The 18,904-nt window shown below is 38.8% G+C and carries 16 protein-coding genes and 1 pseudogene; 9 read left to right on the forward strand and 8 right to left on the reverse strand.

All coding sequences use genetic code 11. From position 1 onward, the window contains the following. The first annotated feature begins 247 nt into the window (after positions 1-247). The 8 genes and pseudogenes from AB657_RS12760 (at position 248) to AB657_RS12790 (ending at position 10,295) form a co-directional block, all read left to right on the forward strand. Positions 248-928, forward strand: a complete 681-nt coding sequence (locus tag AB657_RS12760; protein ID WP_047246837.1) for a TIGR04282 family arsenosugar biosynthesis glycosyltransferase — start codon at positions 248-250, stop codon at positions 926-928. 56 nt (positions 929-984) lie between these two features. Further along, positions 985-4,188, forward strand: coding sequence for a SusC/RagA family TonB-linked outer membrane protein (locus AB657_RS12765; RefSeq protein WP_047246838.1), 3,204 nt, complete (start codon positions 985-987; stop codon positions 4,186-4,188). Positions 4,189-4,194: 6 nt separating this feature from the next. After that, positions 4,195-5,631: a SusD/RagB family nutrient-binding outer membrane lipoprotein gene (locus AB657_RS12770; RefSeq protein ID WP_047246839.1), complete on the forward strand. Its 1,437-nt coding sequence runs from the start codon at positions 4,195-4,197 to the stop codon at positions 5,629-5,631. A 2-nt stretch (positions 5,632-5,633) separates the two neighbouring features. Beyond that, on the forward strand, positions 5,634-6,971 hold the full coding sequence (locus AB657_RS12775) for a sodium:solute symporter family transporter (RefSeq protein ID WP_047246840.1): 1,338 nt from the start codon (positions 5,634-5,636) through the stop codon (positions 6,969-6,971). Between the two features lie 26 nt (positions 6,972-6,997). After that, positions 6,998-7,591, forward strand: a pseudogene (locus AB657_RS12780) (metallophosphoesterase family protein); the annotation flags it as partial. Between the two features lie 234 nt (positions 7,592-7,825). Further along, entirely contained in the window at positions 7,826-8,161 is a 336-nt protein-coding gene (locus AB657_RS17875) for an arsenosugar biosynthesis-associated peroxidase-like protein (RefSeq protein ID WP_084696481.1), read from the forward strand. 75 nt (positions 8,162-8,236) lie between these two features. Further along, positions 8,237-9,292, forward strand: a complete 1,056-nt coding sequence (arsS, locus tag AB657_RS12785; protein WP_047246841.1) for an arsenosugar biosynthesis radical SAM (seleno)protein ArsS — start codon at positions 8,237-8,239, stop codon at positions 9,290-9,292. 319 nt (positions 9,293-9,611) lie between these two features. Further along, positions 9,612-10,295: a TetR/AcrR family transcriptional regulator gene (locus tag AB657_RS12790; RefSeq protein ID WP_232304880.1), complete on the forward strand. Its 684-nt coding sequence runs from the start codon at positions 9,612-9,614 to the stop codon at positions 10,293-10,295. Positions 10,296-10,303: 8 nt separating this feature from the next. Here the strand turns inward: AB657_RS12790 and AB657_RS12795 are convergent, their stop codons facing one another. From AB657_RS12795 to AB657_RS12805, 3 genes are read right to left on the reverse strand one after another with little or no spacing between them, the layout of a single operon-like run. After that, the gene (locus AB657_RS12795; RefSeq protein ID WP_316933222.1) at positions 10,304-11,350 is read right to left on the reverse strand and encodes a glycosyltransferase family 9 protein; all 1,047 of its coding nucleotides are present in this window, start codon (positions 11,348-11,350) and stop codon (positions 10,304-10,306) included. After that, positions 11,337-11,939, reverse strand: a complete 603-nt coding sequence (locus AB657_RS12800; protein ID WP_047246843.1) for a DUF4254 domain-containing protein — start codon at positions 11,937-11,939, stop codon at positions 11,337-11,339. The genes AB657_RS12795 and AB657_RS12800 overlap by 14 nt, the downstream gene beginning before the upstream one ends. Positions 11,940-11,972: 33 nt before the next feature. Next, positions 11,973-12,908 carry a DUF6427 family protein gene (locus AB657_RS12805; protein ID WP_047246844.1) on the reverse strand — a complete coding sequence of 312 codons (936 nt, stop codon included), beginning with the start codon at positions 12,906-12,908 and terminating at the stop codon, positions 11,973-11,975. Between the two features lie 42 nt (positions 12,909-12,950). Between AB657_RS12805 and AB657_RS12810 the strand changes: the two genes are divergently transcribed. Beyond that, the gene (locus tag AB657_RS12810) at positions 12,951-13,172 is read left to right on the forward strand and encodes a DUF6341 family protein (RefSeq protein ID WP_047246845.1); all 222 of its coding nucleotides are present in this window, start codon (positions 12,951-12,953) and stop codon (positions 13,170-13,172) included. A 15-nt stretch (positions 13,173-13,187) separates the two neighbouring features. Here the strand turns inward: AB657_RS12810 and purD are convergent, their stop codons facing one another. The 5 genes from purD to AB657_RS12835 form a co-directional block, all read right to left on the reverse strand. Continuing rightward, positions 13,188-14,459 carry a phosphoribosylamine--glycine ligase gene (purD, locus tag AB657_RS12815; protein WP_047246846.1) on the reverse strand — a complete coding sequence of 424 codons (1,272 nt, stop codon included), beginning with the start codon at positions 14,457-14,459 and terminating at the stop codon, positions 13,188-13,190. A 42-nt stretch (positions 14,460-14,501) separates the two neighbouring features. Further along, the gene (locus tag AB657_RS12820; protein ID WP_047246847.1) at positions 14,502-15,479 is read right to left on the reverse strand and encodes a UDP-glucuronic acid decarboxylase family protein; all 978 of its coding nucleotides are present in this window, start codon (positions 15,477-15,479) and stop codon (positions 14,502-14,504) included. 5 nt (positions 15,480-15,484) lie between these two features. Further along, positions 15,485-16,837: an undecaprenyl-phosphate glucose phosphotransferase gene (locus tag AB657_RS12825; RefSeq protein ID WP_047246848.1), complete on the reverse strand. Its 1,353-nt coding sequence runs from the start codon at positions 16,835-16,837 to the stop codon at positions 15,485-15,487. 121 nt (positions 16,838-16,958) lie between these two features. Then, complete coding sequence (locus AB657_RS12830) at positions 16,959-17,654, reverse strand: WecB/TagA/CpsF family glycosyltransferase (protein ID WP_232304881.1); 696 nt, start codon at positions 17,652-17,654, stop codon at positions 16,959-16,961. A gap of 22 nt (positions 17,655-17,676) precedes the next feature. Further along, positions 17,677-18,873, reverse strand: a complete 1,197-nt coding sequence (locus AB657_RS12835) for a hypothetical protein (RefSeq protein ID WP_047246850.1) — start codon at positions 18,871-18,873, stop codon at positions 17,677-17,679. Between the last annotated feature and the right edge of the window lie 31 nt (positions 18,874-18,904).

Raw genomic sequence — 18,904 nt, forward strand, 5'->3', positions numbered from 1 at the left:
AAAAAATATGTTGAATTTTGAAAGGAATGTGCTTTTTGTCGACTTTTTATTAGGAATGAAGGGGCGCCTTTTAAAAAACAAGGTTGTCAGAACGTAAGCCTACCGACCCAACGGTATGTTCATGTCATTTTGTCGATTGACGGTTTTTTTTCTTATATTCTGAGAAAGATAAAATCCAGAAAGGGGAAAAATCCATGTCGATTTTTATTGTAAGTTTAAACGGAAAAGGAAACTTAAACAGAAACTAATGCAAAGTACGGCCATTTTGGTATTTGCGAATTCTTCTTCAGAAGAGTTGCTACACAAGCCTGTCAAAAATGGCGAAATTCTGTTTGATGCCCTTACCAAAAACACCCTTAAGACCGTTGAAAAAACGAATTTTCCCTTCTTTCATTTTACTGAAAAAGAACAAATAGGCAATTCTTTCGGAGAGCGTTTTACCAATGCAATAAATACAGTTTTCAGTAAAGGATTCGATAAGGTCATTGCCATTGGTAACGATACCCCACAACTAAAAACAAGCCATTTAAAGAAAGCGGCATCTGCACTTAGGTCGCAAAAGACGGTAGTGGGCCCTTCGTTAGATGGAGGCTTTTATTTGATAGGCCTTCACAAGTCTAATTTTGACCCTGTATCCTTTGAACAATTGCCTTGGCAGCGTTTTAATCTTTTGAGCAGTCTGTTGCGACAACTTGCAACCAAAAATTGTGATGTTTACCGCTTACAGCTTCTTCTTGATCTAGATACGGTAAAAGATATAAAAAGACTTTCTGCCTTTACAGGCTCTATCTCCTCTTCTTTAATAAAAATATTGGCCTCGCTATTATATCGTAAAAAACATAGTGTCGCTTTCTTTATAGAACATTTTTCAAGTGTCTTTGTTCAACATCCTTACAACAAAGGATCTCCCTTCATATTTCATTCCTAATTGAATCACCTTCGGTAGCCAATGCTACCTCAATTACTAATGAAATAACCTCCCTCATGAAATTTATAATGTTGGTCATGGCCATTGTTATGACCGCACCCACATTAGCCCAAGATACTATTTCCGGTACCGTAAAGGATGCCGAAGGAAATCCTATACCCTATGTCAATATTATTCTGTTAGATCATAATATAGGGGCTACTACCAACGAAAATGGTGTTTATTCGTTAACTGTTCCCAACACGCAAGGTGTCTTGCAATTCTCTGTATTGGGCTACACGTCGCAAAAAATTTCCATTAAAGACCGTTTAATTATAGATGTAACCTTATTAGAATCATCGGAACAACTGAACGAGGTGGTTTTAACGGCCTTGGGCCTAAAGCGTGAAACCAAAGAATTGGGTTATGCTGTTCAAAGCTTGGACGCTCAGGGAATTACCGAAGTAAAGTCGGTCAATTTCTTGGACAACCTATCCGGAAAATTGGCAGGCGTGACAATCAATCAAGGCCCTACAGGAGTAGGCTCCTCATCAAAAATTATCATTAGGGGAGAAGCTTCCTTTTCAAATAACAATCCGTTATTCATTATAAACGGTATTCCTATAAACAACAATTCGGTCTTCAATTTTAGCAATGAGGCCGCCGCAGGATTTCAAGAAATTGATTTTGGTAATGGGGCCATGGAGGTCAATCCTGACGATATTAAGGAAGTATCGGTATTAAAAGGGCCTAGCGCTGCCGCCCTTTACGGTACGCGAGCGGCGAATGGCGTTATAGTCATAGAAACAAAGGACGGTGGCAATACCAAAGGTATGGGCATTAGTTATAGCACCAGTTTTTTTGTGGATACTGCCTTTAAACTTCCCGATTTTCAAAATGAATATGGGCAAGGAAATGCAGGGCAATTTGCCTTTGTAGATGGTCTAGGGGGTGGAACCAACGATTTAATTTCATATAGCTGGGGACCTCGCTTGGATGTAGGCAACCTTATTCCCCAATTCGATAGTCCTGTGATATTGGCGGACGGCACCGTTGTCAGAGGTGGTGACACCTCGCTCTACAATAATCTTCCCATCACACCCACTCCTTTTGTTTCCAATCCCGATAACCTGAAAGATTTTTATAGAACGGGCACGACACTTATTAACAACATTGCGGTTTCCTCGGGGTTTGAAAAAGGAAGTTACAGGCTGTCCTTTACAGATTTGAGAAGTGAATCCATTATACCCGGTGTTGACCTGGATAGGCAGACCATCGGTGCTCGTTTAGATTTTAAACCTGCCAAAAATCTACGGATCGGATCCTTTATAAATTATGTAAATTCTAAAAGCAGTAATAGGCCCTCTAACGGATATGGCTCAGAAAACGTAAATTATGCCCTTGTAGGATGGGGGCCTAGATCCCTAAATATTGAAAGCTTACGAGATTATTGGCAACCAGGTTTGGAAGGGGTACAGCAATACTCATTTAACTACACCTATTTTGATAACCCCTTCTTTACCATGTACGAAAACCGAAATTCTTTTAATAGGGACCGGGTTTTTGGAAATATCTCTACAAGTTATGATATTACGGACCATCTTACCATTTCACTTCGGTCCGGCATGGATTACTCAAACGAAAGACGTAGGTTAAGACGGGCCTTTAGCTCCAATAGGTTTCAAAATGGGGGTTATGCGGAACACGACGTCTTTTTCAGGGAAATAAATACCGACTTTCTTATTAATTACAAGAAGAGATTCGATAATATAAGTCTTGATATATCTTTCGGAGGCAATAGATTGGACCAAAAAGCATCTACCTCGCAATCACAAACTACCAGTTTGGCCCAGCCGGGGATTTTTAAATTATCGAATGCCGCTTCACCTATTGAGGTATTCGAATTTGAATCTAACAAGCGCATCAATAGTTTATATGGATTGGCAAAATTGGGATATAAAGATTTTCTTTTTCTGGACATTACCGGTCGTAACGATTGGTCCAGTGCCTTGGCAACACCTTTTTCAGTTGACAATACCTCTTTCTTTTACCCTTCGGTATCCACTAGTTTTATAGTGTCGGAAGTAACAGATCTACCAAACTATATCTCTTTTTTAAAATTAAGGGGCAGTTGGGCACAGGTTGGCAATGATACCGATCCATACCAAACAACCGGAGCGTTTGTAGCACAGACACCGTACAATGGCCAACCTACATTCAGCAATCAAAATACCATCGCCAACCCCAACCTAAGACCGGAACAAACCTCATCTTTCGAGGTAGGTGCCGACATCCGCTTGTTCTCCGACCGATTAAGTTTTGATATTTCATATTACAACTCCTTAACGAAAGATCAAATCATTTCACTGCCCATAGGTATCTCTTCGGGATACACCCAACAAGTGGTTAATGCGGGCAGTGTACGCTCTAAAGGTGTAGAGATCATTCTGGGTATTTCACCTATTGTTACCGAAAACCTAATATGGAACAGCACTTTTAATTTTAGTACGAACAAAGCCATTGTTGAAGATCTGCCACAAAACGATGGTAGGTTAACCCTTGCTTATTCTAGAATATACGACAGCCAAAACCAAACGGTATATTTACAAGTGGAAGAAGGGGGGCGCATAGGTGATCTATATGGCACGGGATACCTAAAAAATGAAAACGGGGATTTTGTTTTGACAGACCAAGGCAACTATATCCCCGATAATACCCTACAGAAACTAGGAAATTACAATCCCGATTTTGTGCTAGGTTTTTCTAACCGTTTCAACTACAAGAAATGGAATCTTGGTTTCTTGTTCGATTGGAGGCAAGGAGGCATTATTGTATCCAGAACTAGGGCCCTCGGAAATGTTGGCGGTCAACTGGCCGAAACCGCATACCGACCAGAGAATGGTATTGTAGCGGATGGCGTGGTAAATACCGGATCTACAGAAAACCCGATCTACACCCAAAACACGGTCGCTATATCGGCAGAAAGCTATTACCGTCAATTTTATGACCGCAACCATGAAGAAAACAATGTCTACGATGCTTCCTTTTTAAAATTACGGCAATTTTCTATCGGATACACTTTTGATAAACTAAGCTTTTTTAACCAAGAAACCAGTTTAAACCTATCGCTCATAGGAAAAAACCTATTTGCTATTACCGAGAATCCTCATTTTGATCCCGAACAGCTTGCCGTACAAGGGCAATCGCTTATAAGCGGTGTAGAAGATATGTCATATGCGACTACACGTAGTTATGGTCTTAAGGCAAGTTTTAATTTTTAAGGAAACATGAAATACCTATATATCATAATCGGTTTATTGTTCTTGGCGGCTTGCACACAAGATTTCGAGGAAATCAACACCAACACCAACTCTCCCGTAAACGTTCAACCCAGTTTATTGTTACGACAGGTAATCTATGATTATGGCGAGCAAATGTCGTATGAAGGATTTACGGCGGGCAATTTATTGGGACAGTATACCACCGCATTGGACTTTAATCTTTTTGATAGGCATAATTTAAAGTCCCCACAATTGGGCGGAAACCCTTGGCCTATATTTTACCAGAACCTTAGGGATAATGAAATTATCCTTAAACTATCCGAAGAAAATCCGGCATACGCTGTCTATGAAGGTCCCGCTAGAATTATGAAGGCCTATATGACGGCAGGTCTGACCGATTTATTCGGTGATGTTCCCTATTCCGAAGCCTTTAAGGGAGATAATACAACAGTAACCCCAAAATACGACTCGCAAGAATCTATTTATATAGGTGAAAACGGAATCATGGACAATCTCTCAAAGGGCATTGAGGCCTTACAAAACTACGATGGCACCATTGCTTTGGAAGGTGATATACTATTTAATGGTAATTTAGAAGGATGGTTACGTTTTGCAAACTCTTTACGTATTAAGTACCTGATGCGCATTTCTGCCAAGGTAGACGTTTCACAAGAGTTACGATTAATTGTAAACGAAGGAAATTTTATCGACAGTAACAGCGAGAATGCCGTTTTTGATTTCAGCGATAGTGAACCGAACAACTTCAGATTGGCCCGGTTGCGCATTGGCGATTTTAACAATTTTGTAATGTCAGAGACCATACACGATATCTTATCCGAATTAAACGACCCTAGAATTTCCAGACTCTACAGACCTTTTGCCAACAGTATAACAGAAGATGAATATAACGGTCTTTTAAACGGAATAGATGCCTCGGCCACCACTGTTTCCTTGTCCGACTATTCTTTAACGGGGACCATTTTTAGGGAAAACACCGGACTCTTGGACGCCAATTTTATGACCAGTATGGAAACTCATTTTCTACTGGCCGAAGCCGCCCTAAAAGGATATATAGATGCTGAGGTGCAAACACTCTATGAAACCGGGGTACAGCATGCATTTAATTATTGGCAGGTAGAACTACCTTCCAATTACCTAACCGGCCAAGGAGCTTACGGCCCTCAAAATTCATTAGAAACCATTATCACCCAAAAATGGATCGCCAATATGATAAATGGTTATGAGGGCTGGATAGAATATAGAAGAACCGGGTTTCCGAGATTAAAACAGGTTTCTGCCAGTTTAAACAATGACCAAATTCCCGTTCGTATGCCCTACCCACCAGAAGAAGAAGCATTGAACAATACCAATTATAGTATAGCGGCCAGTAATACCAACGGCAACAGTATTAACGTAAAAGTCTGGTGGCACAAAGATCAGTAACTATGAAAGATATCTTGCTTTGGCAATGGGGACTCATAATAACATCAAGTTTGGTGCTATTTCTGCTTTCCCCCTTTGCAAAAGATACCAATCAGTTTTTTAAAGCGGTGCAAAGAAAAAAATCCCCTAACGCCTTTATGCTCATGGGCAGCTTGGTTATCTCTTGGATATTTGCCAAGAGCATCACCAACGCCGCCAATTTAGGACTCGATTTTGGTATTGTAGGGGGTGTTGCCTATGCCGGCTATTATCTTTCCTTTGCTATTGCAGGTATTATCATATACCGCATGAGGGTATATGGAAATTACAGCAGCATCCATGATTTTTTAACCTCCAAGTTTGGGAAAACGGCTGTTTCGGTTTTTTCTATTCTTATTGCCATCAGGTTGTTCAACGAGGTATGGAGCAACACCATGGTCATTGGGTCTTATTTCGGAAATATGGGCACAAACGCCTATTATGGAAGTATCCTATTGTTCACCCTGCTCACATTGGCCTATGTGTTAAAAGGAGGTATGAGTAGCTCTATCTTTACCGATATTATCCAAATGGGATTGTTCTCCATACTATTAATGATAATATTGTTCAATATTTTTGGAAAGGAATCGTTGACCATAAACGAAGCTGTAAACTCAGGGGTTTGGTCCTTTGAAACCGGGCTTAACCTATTGTTTGCGGCGCTATTGCAATCTTTCAGCTATCCCTTTCATGACCCGGTTCTAACCGATAGGGGATTCATAAGCTCCCCTAAAACAACTTTAAAAAGTTTTATTTGGGCCAGTCTAATAGGTGCCGCGTGTATTGTTTTCTTCAGCGTTATCGGCATCTATGCGCAATCAGAGGGCATGGTCGGGCAGGCAGCGGTAGAAGTCGGTAAAGCGCTGGGCATTTTCATTTTATTGGTTATCAACTTTATTATGATCACTTCTGCGGCTTCTACATTGGATTCTACATTTTCATCGTTTTCAAAATTACTGTCCGTTGACCTAAATCTTGGACACACTTTGTCCTTTGGTAGATGGTCTATGGTCATAATTGCCGTAGTGGGCACCATTCCCGTGTTTTTAGATGCAGAAATACTCTCTGCTACTACTATTAGCGGCACTATGGTAATAGGTTTGACACCCATCTTTCTTTTCTGGAAAGACAAGACTACCAAAATTAGCTTTCACTTGAGTGTATTTTGTGGTATCATATTCGGTTTTTTACTGGTTTTTGAGACGTTTCCACAAGCACTCATTTTTACGACAGGCAAATATGCCGCGCTACTATGGGTCAACCTATGGGGCATTTTATGTTGTACAACTCTTTATTTAATACCTAGATGGATAAAAAAATAGAATATATAGGCTCAAAAAGTGGAAAAATGCTGCTTTTCGGTGGTGTCTATAGCAATTTGCAGGCCCTGGAAAAGTTGATGTCCATTGCGGAAACGGAAGGCGTAGCACCGGATAATTGCATTTGCACCGGTGATATTACCGGTTACTGTGCCCAGCCAGAAGAAACGGTTTCCTTATTTAGAGAATGGGGAGCCCTATCCATTGCCGGCAACGTAGAAATTCAACTGGCAAATGACAGCGAAGATTGTGGTTGTGATTTTAGGGCCGGAGGACGATGCGATGATTTTTCTAAAATGTGGTTCCCTTATACCAAAGGCCATTTATCGAAAAGTTCATTGGAATGGATATCGAATCTACCGGAAAATATCCGTTTTGATTACGGCAATAAAAAGATTACCGTTGTTCATGGAAATTATAAAAATGTATCGGAATACATCTTTAAATCCAATGCGAACAAAAGTAAAAAACAATGTTTCGAAGAAACGGGCAGTGATCTGATCATTGCCGGTCACTGTGGACTTCCCTTTCATCAATCCATTGACGATAAAATTTGGCTGAACCCGGGTGTTATAGGTATGCCTGCCAATGATGGTACGACAAGGGTATGGTATGTGCTAATGGACACCGAAAAAGGCAAACTAAAATATACTTATCGGTCTTTTGAATATGATTATTTGACCGCACAACAATTAATGTACAAAAACCATTTGCCCGAAGCGTATGCAGATACGCTATCGTCCGGTATATGGGACAATATGGAAATACTTCCTGAAATAGAGAAAATGGGACAAGGCATTCCCATTGCTTTGGACCAATCAATAAAAAACAACATAAAAACAAAAACACAAAAAAAGATGGCAGATTCTTATTACGACCCAAAGGATTTAAGAAAATTCAGTAAAATAACCGAATGGAGCGAAGAGCTCGGAACTAAATTTTTTGACTATTATGGTAAGGTTTTCGAAGAAGGTGCACTAAGTGCTAGAGAGAAATCATTAATAGCACTTGCGGTTTCACATGTGGTGAAATGCCCTTATTGTATCGATGCCTATACCAAAGACGGTTTACAAAAAGGAATTACCAAGGAAGAAATGATGGAGGCGGTTCATGTTGGAGCGGCCATTGAAAGTGGAGCTACCTTGGTACACGGGGTGCAAATGATGAACAAGTATAACAAATTATCCATGTAGCAAACCGTATTTGGGATAAGTCGGTTTATAACCATCACTTCCGAATACAAATTATTGGCTACTTAAATTATAAATATGGCTACAAAATCGTTAAAAGCACAAGGAGATGAACTAGCGGTTTCCAACAAGCAATTGGAAATCTTGAACGGTGGCATTTTTGCAGAAGGGGAGCTCCCCTACTTTAAGGATAAGATCAATATGATCGGCAAATTTCCCTTGCGTCCAAAGAAATTGGAAATATTACAGATCAATGTAGGTTATATGTGCAATCAGGTTTGCGAACATTGCCATGTAGACGCAGGTCCGGACCGTAAGGAGATAATGACCCGGGAAACCATGCAACAGTGTCTAGAGGTCATTAAAAATACCGGGGCCCATACCCTTGACCTCACAGGTGGTGCCCCTGAAATGAACCCAAATTTTAGATGGTTCGTAGAAGAAGCCGCCAAGGCGGGCATCAAAGATTTTATTGTTCGTTCGAACCTTACCATCATAAGGGCCAACAAAAAATACTATGACCTGCCCGACTTCTTTAAAAAACACAATGTTCATGTTATTTCCTCTATGCCACACTATACAAGGGGAAAAACAGATAAACAACGTGGTAACGGGGTATTCGACAAATCTATCAAGGCCCTACAAGAACTAAATGCAAGAGGGTACGGTATGCCAGATAGCGACCTTCGCCTAGATCTTGTCTATAATCCATCCGGCGCCTACCTGCCCGGAAATCAGGCTGCTTTGGAAAAAGACTTTAAAAAAGCCTTGATGGAGGATTTTAATATTCAGTTTCATAATTTGTTCGCGATTACAAACCTGCCCATTGCCCGTTTTCTAGATTATTTGATCGCTTCCGAAAATTATGAGGATTATATGTATGCCCTGGTCGAAGCTTACAACCCTGCCGCAGTTGCCAACGTAATGTGTACCAATACCATTTCCATTAGTTGGGACGGATGGTTATACGATTGTGATTTTAACCAAATGTTAGATTTAAAAGTAGCCAGTAAGGTAAAACATATAAAAGATTATAACGAAGAGCTGTTAAATAACAGAAATATTATTATTTCACAACACTGTTATGGCTGTACAGCGGGCTCTGGAAGTAGCTGCCAAGGCACTGTAGCCTAACATGAAAATAGGACCCCCGATTGATGTTTATATCATAACGGGGGCCTACCATCAATTAAGCCGTCATACCTTTCGGTACTATACCCTAAAAAGAATAGGATGACCATTACCACTTTTGGTAAAAATTCTTCTTTCTAAAGTTCCATACCTCTATTAGACCCAGTCTTTACGGTTTAGAGCCCCTAGCAACCTTGTCGTTTAACCAATAAAATTGCACCTAAACCGACCAGTCGGTTCGTTTGTCTTACGATTTAAGCTGAATATGGTAGACATTATGGGTTTTTACCGATTATTTCTTTCGCTATAACGTTTATCGCAAATGAGGACAGAGATAGTTAAGTTCTTTGTACAGACCAAACAGTCAGGTAACCCAAATCTTGAAATCATGGACAAAAATCTAAAACGCATGGCCACCATGCACAATATGCAGACCACTGGTCTGGAATTATTTTATACCAAAGGATATTACAATACAAGTATCGATGATATTTTAAAAAGACTCTCGTTGTCTAAAGGAGCCTTTTACTATCACTTTGATTCTAAGGAAGATTTCTTTATTCAAATCGTGCAAAACCTACTTGCAAGAAAGGTCTATAGCACCTTGATAGAACCCATAGAGGGGCATAAAAACCCATTGGACCTAATTACCAACTGTTTTGAAGACGCTTTGGAAACGGCGGTACATAATGAAATGGATTTTGGTTGCATTCTAAGTAATTTTCTTACCGAATTTCAAGGAAAGAACGAGAACATCATGAAACATTTAAACGATGTAGTCGCTATTTGGGAAGTAAACTTGGTATCTACCCTTCAAAAAGGAAAATTCAATGGATATATAGACCGGCATGTGGACTGTGAGGCTGTAGCCACATACTTAATGAGTGCTTATTTCGGTATTAGAACATTGATGGTCGGTGCAGCCCCAAGTGCCAAAAAATACAGGTTTATGTCACAACTAAAACAATATTTTAGGTCCCTACACCCCATTACAGTAAGTGCCTAAATCACTTATTACCCGCCGATTACTTCCTGTACTTTATGAACCACCTTCTCCGCAGGAATCGTCTCCATGGCCTTTTCATAGCCAGGAGGGAATTTGTTTCCGTATACCGAAGTAGGAATCAAGGGAAAACGAGTCCTATCTGCCAATAGGGCATTGCTCTCATCTTGCCCAAAAGGGTAGAACCCCGCATAAGGGTGGGTAACTCCCCACAACGTAATCACGGGAACACCGTACATGGCCGCCAAATGACCGTTTCCACTGTCCATTGAGATCATGACATCCAAATTACCAATTAGGTTTAATTCTTCTTTAAAGGAAAGTTTTCCAATGACAGATACACAATTCTCATATGTATGCTCCCATCCCTCAAGTATTTCCGCTTCTTTCTTCCCTCCTCCAAAAAGTAAGATCTGACACTTTGCTAAGGCATTCAACTCAGAAACAACTTTCTCCATCAAGGGCAATGGGTATACCTTTCCTTCGAACGCGGCAAACGGAGCTATCCCAATAGTCTTAATAGGTTTTAATCCTAGTTTCGCCTTTATATCTTCTGTCAATGACCGAGGCTTGCGTATACAATTTTTGTCTAATTCAAACTCAAGATCTAGTTTCTTAAAAACCGATACATACCTATCGTGCATCGGCATTAAGGGCTCAAACTTTTTGTCCTTTTCCGCGACCAAAGCCTTTTTTTCCGCTCTTCCCTTATCCAGTTGTACAAAGGGTGTTCCACCAAAGCGAAAGAACATTTTTAAAATATTGCTGCGCAATACATTGTGCAGATCTGCTACAGCATCAATATTCAGTTTACGAAGTTCTTTATAAAGCTTCCATAAACCGTTAACACCTTTATGACTTCCCTTAACGTCCGCAACAAAGACCTTAACATTTGGAATATCTTCGAGAACAGGTTTAAAAAATGCCTTCGTTAAAAAAGTAATCTTAAGTTCGGGATACTCTTTGGTCAAAGCCAATAAGACAGGTACCGTCATAGCCACGTCTCCCATGGCAGAAAGTCTAATGACCAATAAATGTTGAGGCTTATTTTTGACCACGTAAGACGGGATTTAGTTCCTCATCGTTATACATTTTCATTTGTTTATATACCTTCATGTATTTACGACCAGCCTCAATATCATCTAACAATTGGTCTATAGCCGTAGAAAGGTCTTTCTTCTGTTCCAATAGAATTGCAAGTTTCGAATTGCATTTTTCTAAATGATCGGTAGAGGCATCGGTTCTATTGGCCTCTTCCCTCATATGATAGATTTTTAAGGCAAGAATAGAGAGGCGGTCTATAGCCCAAGCAGGGCTTTCAGTGTTTATAGTAGCATCTTTCCTTACTTCTACCGATTGGTATTTTTTAAGAAAATAACTATCAATATACTCTACTAGATCCGTACGATCTTGATTACTCGCGTCTATCTTACGTTTTAGGTCTAGTGCTGCGTTCGGTTCAATATCGGGATCCCTTATAATATCCTCATAATGCCATTGAACGGTATCTATCCAATTTTTTCGATATAGCAAATGGGCTATATCATCTTTGGGGTACGGATTTTCGAAAGATTGGTATACATCATCCTTTTCGTGATATTTTTCAATGCTCTTTTCAAAAATATCAAATGCAAACTCGCTAAACATAATCAGAATTTTACACAAAGATACCCCTTATTGTCAAATTAAAAGGCGGCTCACGAAAACTACTATGGGGACCAATATACAGCCCAACAAAACAAGTTCCCTAAATTTTTCTTTCCTGATGGATTCCACGTAGTTTGTCAACAATATGATCGAAGGAAAAAAAGTAACCATAATTGCGTTGCCATCGCGGGAAACAACCAAGAGGTTAACGATCAAACCCAAAAGAAAAGATAGTGTAATCAATCTGATGGTGATCATTTTTCCCAATCCCGCACTACTAAGTTTTAAAAAGGTCCAAATAGACAAGACAATGTTAATGAATACATATAGTGAAACTTTAATACTCGCAGTCCAATGTATGGGATAAATTGCTTGGATATCTATATTAAAATCGTAGTGGTCCGTAAGAAAATCAGTCTTGTCCAACAATAGAACGATACTAACCAAGATCATTGAAAAACATAGAATGGCCGAAAAAATGGCCAACCAATTTTTGAGGTTCTTTGCATCATAAACATATATAGCGACCATAACCAGTATCAGATATAGCACGGCCCAATCGTAGAAGATACTGGAAACCAAAATCCATAAACTAGCGTCAAATATCTTCAACTTAATACTTTTTAGCGATTTTATACTAAGTAAACGCCTAGTTGCCAAGAGTAGAAAAAAACTACAAAACACCGCATTATCGTCGCCCAAAGATTCTGGAAAGAACACCAATAAAATGGCAAAAAATAGAACTGCATAGGAATTAGCCCCGGTAAGTTTGTTTTTTTTTACGATAAAATCTATGACAAAAACACTGAACAAAAGTGAACCCAACACAAGAATTTTCTGTAACGGATCGTCACCTAAAAAACTATGTTCGAACAAAAAATTCTGAACTATTAAATAGAAAAAAAGAACAAACCCAACAACAATAATTAAGTTGATCGGTTTAGTTTTTCCAAAAATGCTTGAAATCATGTATGATTTTTATATTTTTGCGGGTGTAAATATAACAATAAGATGAAGTCATTTTTTGAAGGTATAGAGGATTTGTTCGTAAACGTATTGTTTGCCCCTTTGGATTTTTTCAGGTTCGCGGATAGTTGGGCCTTTTCAAACATAATCAATTGGTTGTTTATGTTGATCGGCTCTGTTGCTTTCGTTTATTGGATGCTACAATTGAAAAAGTTCAACGATAACGGAGAAGAGGACAAGTCTAGCACTTCTCATTCGTTTCTTTAATCCGGAATCATCTTTTTATAGGTCGAAACCTATATCCTTTCGGTAATTAATTCCGTCGAAATCCAATTTTTCCACGTTTTGGTAGGATAATTTAAGGGCATCCTTAAAATTGTCCCCGTATGAAGTTATGGCCATGACTCTACCGCCATTGGTCACTACTTTTCCTTCTTTTAAGGTAGTTCCTGCATGAAAAACAATAGAATCCGTTATAGATTCGATTCCTGAAATTTCCTTTCCTTTTTCATAACTACCCGGATACCCTCCTGATACGGTCATCACCGTAGTGGCAGAACGTTCATCTATTTTCAGGTCTACATCGTTCAAGGTTCCCGCAGCTACCGTTTTTAAAAGTTCAATGAAATCGTTCTGTATCCTTGGCAAAACAACTTCTGTTTCCGGATCGCCCATGCGTACGTTATACTCTATTACCTTAGGGTCGTCCCCTACCTTGATCAAACCGATAAAAATAAATCCCTTATAGGGTAAATTATCCATTTTAAGACCTTCTACGGTAGGTTTAACGATTCGCTCCTCTATCTTGTCCATAAACACTTCATCAGCGAAAGGAACAGGCGATATGGCCCCCATTCCGCCCGTATTAAGCCCCGTATCACCTTCGCCGATACGTTTATAGTCTTTAGCGGTTGGTAAAACCTTATAGTGTTCCCCGTCGGTAAGCACAAAAACACTCAGCTCAATGCCATCCAAAAATTCTTCTATGACCACAGTGGTACTGGCAGTTCCAAATTTTTGATCTACCAACATCGCCTTAAGCTCGTCTTTGGCCTGCTGCAGATCGTTTAAAATAACCACCCCTTTTCCAGCGGCCAAACCATCCGCCTTTAAAACATACGGAGCACTCAACTCTTCTAAAAAACGAAAACCATCCTCCACAGTTTCAGCCGTAAAACTTTTATACCGTGCCGTTGGAATATTATGTCTCATCATAAATTCTTTGGCGAACTCTTTACTACCCTCTAAGGTCGCGGCCATTTTTTGAGGTCCTATCACAGGAACATTGCTCAACTCGGTATCTTGCAAAAAGAAATCGTGTATACCGTTCACCAAAGGATCTTCTGGCCCCACCAAAACAAGTTCTATATTTTTGGAAAGGACTACTTTTTTTATCTCCTTAAAATCATTAACACCAATTGGTATATTTTCACCTAATTCAGCAGTACCTGCGTTGCCAGGAGCAATATATAGATTAGATAAATTTTGACTTTGACTTATTTTCCAAGCCATTGCATGTTCACGACCCCCAGAGCCAAGTATAAGAATGTTCATAAGAATGATTTTGGCAAAAATAAACTTTGCTGTATTATAAAACTATTTAGAAGTAAAATCTCTATGTTCCTTTTTCTGTAACTCCTGTGGAGACAGCGATTTAAAATAATCGTATACGATTTTTAATCCTTCGGACCTCGGCGTTTTCGGCTCCCAACCCAGCACTTTTTTCGCTTTACTTATATCTGGTTGCCGTTGCATAGGGTCATCTTTAGGTAATGGTTTATAAATTACCTTTTGACTGGTACCTGTAAGGGCAATTATCTCCTCCGCAAAATCCTTAATCGTAGTTTCGTGCGGATTTCCAATATTTATAGGATCTGTGTAATCGCTAAATAGCAATCGGTATATTCCTTCTACCTGATCGTCTATATAACAGAAAGAACGTGTTTGTGAGCCATCACCAAATACCGTCAAGCCCTCGCCCCTTAGTGCCTGCCCCATAAAGGCGGGTACTACCCTGCCGTCGTTTAAACGCATTCTAGGCCCGTAGGTATTAAAAATACGTACAATGCGGGTATCTAGTCCATGATGGCGATGATACGCCATTGTAATAGACTCCATAAACCTTTTGGCCTCATCATATACGCCTCTAGGTCCGATTGGGTTTACATTGCCATAATATTCTTCGTTCTGCGGGTGTACCAAAGGATCGCCGTACACTTCAGAGGTAGATGCAACCAAAATACGAGCATTCTTTTCCTTAGCCAGCCCTAAAAGGTTCAATGTACCCAAAGAACCAACCTTTAGGGTCTTTATAGGGATTTTTAAATAATCGATCGGGCTAGCCGGTGATGCAAAATGTAGAATGTAATCCAGTTTTCCGGAAACATGTACAAACTTTGTTACATCGTGAAGGTGAAACTCAAAATTCTCTAATGGGAACAAATGCGAAATATTGTCCAAATCACCCGTTATGAGATTGTCCATACCAATCACATAAAACCCCTCTTTTATAAACCGATCGCATAAATGCGAACCTAAAAAGCCTGCTGCACCGGTTATTAATATTCTTTTCATATTATTTAATAAGCCTTTTCCTCTCCCTTAAATGCATTAATGACCGTTTGCACAATAATCTTTAGATCCAAGAAAAAAGACCAGTTTTCCACGTAAAATATATCAAACTTAATTCTGTTCTGAATATCACTGTCCTGTTCAATTTCTCCCCTATATCCCCTTACCTGGGCAAGTCCGGTAATACCTGGCTTTACAAAGTGCCGTAACATATACTTATCGACCCTACTGGCATACTCATCAGTATGTTTTAACATATGTGGTCTTGGACCCACAACGGACATGTTTCCAAAAAGCACGTTATAGAACTGAGGTAGTTCGTCAATACTGGTTTTTCGTATAAACTTACCAATTTTCGTAACCCTCATATCGTTTTTGCCGGCCTGTAGCGTATCCGCATCTTTGTTCATGGCCATAGACCTGAATTTAAAGCAATAAAATTCATTGTTATCGAATCCTGTACGTTTTTGAATAAAGAACACGGGACCCTTGGATTCTAACCTGATCAATAAGGCCAAGATGGGCCCGAACCAAATTAAGATTCCAAAAATAACTATCAAAGAAAAAACGATATCGAACATTCTCTTCAAAAAGGCGTTCAATGAATTATGCAATGGTATATCCCGTAACGAAAGTATGGGGAGATAATCATAATACTCGAATTTCAATTTTTTGGAAAAGATGTTTTTATTGTCAGGCAAAAATTTAAGTGTCTTAAGGTTATTATCCGCAAAATCTATAAAGGCTGCAATCTCTTCGTTTTTCAATTCAGATACCGAACAGTATATTTCGTCGATATTATTATTGGCGATATACCTGAAACAACTTATTAAATCGAAATTGGCATCTTTTGTGGAAAACTGTCGCATAAACTGATATCCATACTCACGTCTTTCATTAAAAACGTCTATTAACTGGTTCGCCTTCTTACTTTTGCCAATAACCACAACGTTTCTAATATTACCCTTGACTCTTTCTCTATATTTCATCAAAAGTGTATAGCTCAAAAACTTTAAGACAGATACACCGGCGAACACCAAAAGAAAATACTTTCCTAAGGCCAGCCTACTCATCAACGGTTGTTTAAAAAAACCTATATAGGCATACAGTATCAGGAAGAAAAAAACAAATTGTGTAAATAGCTTACGAAGTATTACAACAACCTTAGAGTACCTGTGAACTTCATAAAACTCGTTCTTAAATGACAAAACGACCCACGCAATGGTTATATAACTGTGGAATATAATTGGGTTTTGAAAATTTATGGGAAGAAAATTAGTGAATAGGTTCACCACCAATAAATCCAACCCATAAGAAATGGGTGTAACAAAATTAGAATAACGGTGGTTTTTAGAAAACATTTATCTAAAACAGAAAATTATAAGATAAATACGAAGATAATTCTAAATATTAATAAAACGATAAAACTGCATTATAGAATCCCATTCTATATACTCTATAACTCTTATTAGAAAAAGCACCCTACCTTTTGACAAAGAATTCTTTTATAACTAGCCCTATGAACTTGGTGTTCCCGACCAAATATCTTTTCCACATCCGTTTTGGTTCTTGAGCAAAGCGATAGAACCACTCCAATCCCATATTTTGCATCCAAACCGGGGCGCGCTTTACCTTCCCTGCTACCACATCAAAACTACCTCCTACTCCCATTATAAAATTCACCTTATTCAACAAACCTCTATTCTCAAACAGAAAGTTTTCCTTTGTAGGAGAACTAATGGCCACAAATAAAATGTTCGCGCCACTTTCCCCTATTTCCTTAGCGATGGATTGCTCTTCTTCCTTTTTAAAATATCCATTTCTATAACCAGCAATTATTTCAGGAGAATATTCATTTGAATACTTATCTACAACCTTTTTTACCACTTCCTCTCTGGCTCCAAAGAAAAACATCTTGTACTTCTTTCTATATGCCAACTCAACAAGGTTTGTCATAAGGTCTATTCCGGCCACACGTTCTTTTAAAGGCTTCCCCAATACTTTAGAGGCCCAAACCACCGCTTGGCCGTCTGCATTGATCAAATCGCTTTCATTCACGCTCTGTCGTAACTGCATATCCTTTTGCATAGCCACGATTTTTCCTGCATTAACCACTACATGGTGTAACTGTCTTCCTTCAGAAATCGTGTTATCCACAATTTGTATGGTTTCTTGCATTGAGAAATTGTGAATGCAAGTATTAAGAATCTTGATTTCCTGCATGTAAATTGCATTCTAATTGATAATAACTAAAGGCATAAAACATCCAAGACTGCGCCCATCGAATATAAGGTATTTTAGACGTCACCCATTTTTTCTTTTGATAATAAAAATATCCTTTTGACGATTGCATGTTATCTGTCGTCCAAAACAATACTCTATCCACTAACTCCCTATTTTTCTTTAAAACACCCAATTTGCTCAAAGTAACAATAAGCTGTGCAGGAGCATGAATATCTATCGGAAAAGTTTTATTATTGTAGTATTTGGATATTCCTTTATCTGTAAAAAAGGTATTCAAATAGTAGTTTAAACCCTTATCAATATAGTTTTTGAAAGTTAGGTCACCTGATACCTCTTGATACCTGAATATGCACTCTAAGTTATACCCCGTATGGAAATTATCAATCCATTGATGAAAAGGCAAAGTTCCATACGACCATGCCCCATCATTTGTTTGCCTTTTACATACATACGATACAACTTTCTTGGCAGCCACCAATAATTCGTCATTTTTTGTTTGAGAATAAACCAAAATTAATAATTTAGCCCCTAAAAGGCCTGCATTATATACTTGAGTACTGTCTAAGGGCGAATAAGAAAATGTGAAATCCCCATCATCATCATAAGTCTTATTTAAATCATTTAAAACAAATTCAGAGCAACTTATGGCTGTTTTCAATAATTCACTTCTTTTGGTAATATTATAAGCCTCTATTAGGGCCTCTCCAATAAATGACGTTGCTACAACAGTAGGGGTAAACTTGGGTTGAAAAAATGCCCTGGCCTGCCAATCAAAATTATAGCCCCAACAAGCACCCGAATATCCAGTAGTATTTAATTCGAGAATTTTGTTCGATAAGAAATCTATTTTTTCAAGATATTCTTCTTTCGCTTTAATTTTATATAGATTACAATAGCCTATTAAAAATAAACCCAGGCCCTTCGGATTGTAGTCTTTTTTTATTCCAAATATATACCTTAGATTTAAGGGGTTTCTTTTAAACAACTGAATCCAAGCCAACCTAATTAAACTTGATTTTCCTAATGGGGTTTTTTGAATAACCCAACTATTTAGACCATCATAAGGGTCCCATCCTTTAAATTCCTCTCCCTCACAAAATGATTTTAAGGCCTCAAAACTATTTTTAATATTGGCAGCATTTTTTACGCGCATTTATTTTTTATTTCTTTAACGATTAATGAAC

Origin of the sequence: Maribacter thermophilus, assembly GCF_001020565.1 — a bacterium.
In the GTDB taxonomy this organism is placed as follows: Bacteria; Bacteroidota; Bacteroidia; order Flavobacteriales; family Flavobacteriaceae; genus Maribacter; species Maribacter thermophilus.